Origin of the sequence: Pseudomonas sp. R62, from assembly GCF_000257605.1 — a bacterium.
Lineage (GTDB): Bacteria > Pseudomonadota > Gammaproteobacteria > Pseudomonadales > Pseudomonadaceae > Aquipseudomonas > Aquipseudomonas atacamensis.
The window spans coordinates 1,769,334-1,773,086 of record NZ_JH635999.1; the positions used below are offsets into that span (position 1 = coordinate 1,769,334).

A 3,753-nucleotide genomic window follows, 5' to 3' on the forward strand; every position below is an offset into this window, starting at 1 on the left:
AATCGACACCCCGGCCGGCACCCTGCAACCGAGCACGCCCGACAACGACACCCTGTGGTGGTGGAAACTCAGCACCCTGATCCTCGCCTGCACCACCCTGCTCGGCTTTGGCCTCTGGTGGCGCGCCCGCTGGCAACCGGCAATCCACCGCGCCGCCCAGACCGGCCCGAGCCCACGCACCCTGCTCGACGACATCAAACGCGCCAGCCAGGCCAACGACCCCCACGCCACCCGCCAGGCACTGGACGCCTGGGCGCGGCAACAACCGGAGACGCTAGCGGACATGGCCGCGCGGTTTGTGCCGTTGTCGGATGCGCTGGATGGGTTGAATGGAGCGCTGTACAGCGAGACCGGGCAGCATTGGCAGGGTGAGGATTTGTGGCGGGCGATACGTACTATTCCCGCCGCCGAGCGCGTGCAGGATCCGGTGAGTGAGAGTGGATTGCCGCCGCTTTATCCGAAGTGAACGCACGATCCCTTAACGAACACTTGAGGGATGTATCGGCAGGTCTGACTTGCAACGAGCTGACGCTTGCCTGCCGAAGGGCACGACGAAACTCCCCCTTCGGACTGGATAGACAGGCATCACTCTGGGTCTGTCTTGCTGCGCTGGTCAGATAAACGACAGGTGGCCAGAGCCACCCGTTCGTTTCCCGGAACGCGGAAATGCGGCGTCCCGATCAATACTTGTATTTCGTTTTCACCTGTTCGCCTTCGCGATAAGAGAGAACAAACGCCTTCCAGGGTTCACCGCGTTTGACTGCGTTTGCCTGCAACTGATCGACCAAACGAAGAATTTTCGCCCCGTTTATATCGGTTTCGGCGTTCCAGTCCTCAATTCCGTCTTTCTCGACGGCCAATTCCGTTTCTACATAGCCTTCTCCAAGTTCCACACCATATTGGAACGCGTCATAGCCATGGATTATGCCTGCTTCGACCAATTGGAAAATTTCCTGGACGATCTTTATATCTTCATTGATCACTCTTTAACCCTCGGGGTTGGGCAAAGGCGGAGTTTCCTCAGAGGCATCCACATTCCCTCTTTAACCAAATTATTCACATCACTCGCCGCTGACAGCCTGTTCACATCTGATCAATCGCTCTAGAACAGCCTGTTGAGCCGGTAACGAAGCGGCAATTTCTTCACTCACCTCTTCGATACCGCCAGACCATCTGTAGACCTTGAACTGCCCCAGAAAAACTGACACCAAGCGCAGCAGCAGACAATGGTCCAGCGCACTCCAGCCCTCGTCCAACTCAATAATCATGAGCGTTTTTTCTGCCATATCGACAGGCCAAAGCGAGCCGTCTCTATGCAGAAAGTCATCGAGCGCAACCCCTTTAAGGTTTTCAGTTCTTATCCAGAGTTCGCTGTTCTGTTTAGCGCTCCATTTCTTGTTGAGTTCCCATTTATTGACTTTTAAATCGAGGAAACTGCAGTCGTTAAACGACTCTTGATCCTGGATGTAGGAGAAGGGAACGTCGCCCCATGCCCGTCTGATCAGAATCTCTCTGTCAGGCAAGTCAGATCCTGATTCCACAACAACTGCGTATTTATTAGTCAACACAAGCTTCCTTTTTCTTGCGAGTGTTGCAGGCCTTTCTCAGCGTTTTTGATCAGTTGATTTCTTGCTGACTGAGGCGAAAGCTGGACAAAAATTGGGAGCAGAACTGCGGACAGACCACGTTTATTTAAACGTGGACTGTCCCATTATCGCTGTTTCAGTGATGACCTATGGCAATTTCAGTATGACGACCTCGTCAGAACCTTTCGGTAACTGGAGACAATATTTCCATTGTTCCAAGACCTTCCTCCACTCCTCCAACGTAAACCAGCTTTGTGGCTGCCCGGTCCAGTCATCGTTGATCAGAATATCGACCTGCACTCCATCGGCACTCATATTCAACAGGACATCGTTTGCCCCGTCCGTCACTGAAGCTTGCACGCCCGACTCTACAGATGAAATTGCTGCCAGCAGGCGATCACAATCCTCAGGAATTTGTGCGATGGCATCAAGAACGCTGCACACATAAAGCTGGTAGCGTTTCGCATCTTTCTGAGCAGAATTCACTTCAGCGACCGCGTGAAACAACTGCCCCACTTCCGGGTAGGTACCGCCGGCGGTTTGATAAAACTTGAGTTCCATGAACGCTCTCGAAATTCAGGGTTTGTAGACTGGGTAAACGGTTGTTCTTGGCGAGGTATACCCCTGTACCGTAACACCCGATGGTGTTTCCGAACGCCACTTATCACCCGTGACCGTTTTGTTAGGACTGTTCCATGCTGCGTCGACCTCGGACTTTATCCGAGCCTCATCCCATGCAGCAGGAAACATAGTGTTCTTATTGCCCGGTTTGACTATCCACTGGCCAGGATTTCTACGATCCGGGACTTCTACGAATGCTCGATAAACCCCGAACGGATCAGGAGCCGTCTGTGACCCTGGCACTATTCTCACATCTCCCTTGATCAATGAATGAGCGCCTGTGGGGACGTCATGCCTATTGTAATCCGCTCCAATAATATGCGGATAATCAACCGGACTGTTGTACATATTGCCCGGCGACAGAGGGTCTACCACCGGAGAAACCGTGCTCCACCCGTCTCCATTTTCAATCGTGCTCCCGCCTGTACTGCTCGGTGAAGTAGGCTCGATGGTGCTGCCACCTGCGCTTACGGGATGAAGAACGTCAGTTTCTAAGATCGGGTTGGTCAGCGTTCCGTACTTGGTATCCAGCAGCTCTATCGGGAAAGCCGTACCAACAATGGTCAGCCACAACTCGGCAGCCACCTTCAGGCGCTCTTGCATCTGCAGACCTGAGTCCTTGGTCGACTCAATAAAGGCATTGACTGCCTCGCGCATAGCGTCCTGATTCTGTGGTGAGTTTGCCGCCGTCAGCAGCGCGGCACTCAGGGCAACCAGCGCTCCTCCAGCCACTGCCAGTGGTAAAAAGTTTGTTTGACCAGGCGCATTGGGTTGCAAGCGCATAAGTCCCAACATCATGCTCAGCGCCAGGCTCGGATTGGTCGCCGCAATTTGAGCAATTTTGTCAGCCAACGCTTGAGTTTCTGGCGTAACGTTGCCGTTCGTCATGTTAATGAAGGCGATATTGATCGTTTTCTTTCGCGTTGTTTCATTGCGCAAGAGTTTTACGATCGCGCGAGTAACGGCCCGATCGGCAAGAATATTATTCGCCTTGCCTACACCTTCACCCAGTGCAAACGCGTTTGTAGCAAGCACCAGATCCAACAGTTTGTTCAGCGACTCAATGCTGTTGTCACCGTAGTTTTCGACGCTCTCCTTCCACGCGTTATAAGTCTTCACCGGATTCATGACCGCGCCTACGGAGGTACTACTCGCGTAGAGATCCGTTCGGTGCTCGTCATCGCGAGTCACTTCATAAGCTTTGCTTACATCACGATTAAGTCCCGCCGTAGAGTCCTGACCGGTCGCTTTATCGTGGCGGACAACAATCTCACCTGCGCCAACCGTAGCGTTGAGTGTCTGCTCGCGATTCTTGGTGTAGTTGTAACCCTCCACTGCCCAGCTGTTTTTATCCGGACCTTCCATGCCCTTGTTGGGTTTGTCAGCCTGGGAGTTTGCGCTGCCACCATAACTGCCACTGACGTTCAGGTAATAACCATGCTCATTGTCTTTGCCAGTGATGTTTCGATAGCCAAGCGTGTCGGTATCCAGTTTCAGGTTGCCGTTGTCGGCAGAGATCAGCGCACCGTCCAGTTGCGTGTGATCT

5 protein-coding genes are annotated in these 3,753 nt (G+C 53.2%); 1 reads left to right on the forward strand and 4 read right to left on the reverse strand.

Going from position 1 to position 3,753, the window contains the following annotated elements:
- Window positions 1-466: BatD family protein (locus tag OQK_RS30265; RefSeq protein WP_443216339.1), on the forward strand; the 466-nt coding region annotated here is incomplete at its 5' end.
- Between the two features lie 214 nt (window positions 467-680).
- On the opposite strand, the gene OQK_RS25875 is transcribed toward OQK_RS30265, so the two are convergent.
- The 4 genes from OQK_RS25875 to OQK_RS28945 all read right to left on the reverse strand — a co-directional run.
- Window positions 681-983 carry a hypothetical protein gene (locus OQK_RS25875; RefSeq protein WP_016774992.1) on the reverse strand — a complete coding sequence of 101 codons (303 nt, stop codon included), beginning with the start codon at window positions 981-983 and terminating at the stop codon, window positions 681-683.
- Between the two features lie 78 nt (window positions 984-1,061).
- Window positions 1,062-1,565 (reverse strand): hypothetical protein, encoded by a 504-nt coding sequence (locus OQK_RS25880; RefSeq protein ID WP_016774993.1) that lies wholly within the window; start codon window positions 1,563-1,565, stop codon window positions 1,062-1,064.
- 168 nt (window positions 1,566-1,733) lie between these two features.
- On the reverse strand, window positions 1,734-2,147 hold the full coding sequence (locus OQK_RS25885; protein WP_016774994.1) for a hypothetical protein: 414 nt from the start codon (window positions 2,145-2,147) through the stop codon (window positions 1,734-1,736).
- Window positions 2,148-2,162: 15 nt separating this feature from the next.
- On the reverse strand, window positions 2,163-3,753 hold a 1,591-nt coding region (locus OQK_RS28945; RefSeq protein WP_162098750.1), incomplete at its 5' end, for an EndoU domain-containing protein.

Coding starts and splice junctions, on each gene's coding strand:
- OQK_RS25885 (WP_016774994.1), bottom strand. CDS start 2,147: ATGGAACTCAAGTTTTATCAAACCGCCGGCGGTACCTACCCGGAAGTG.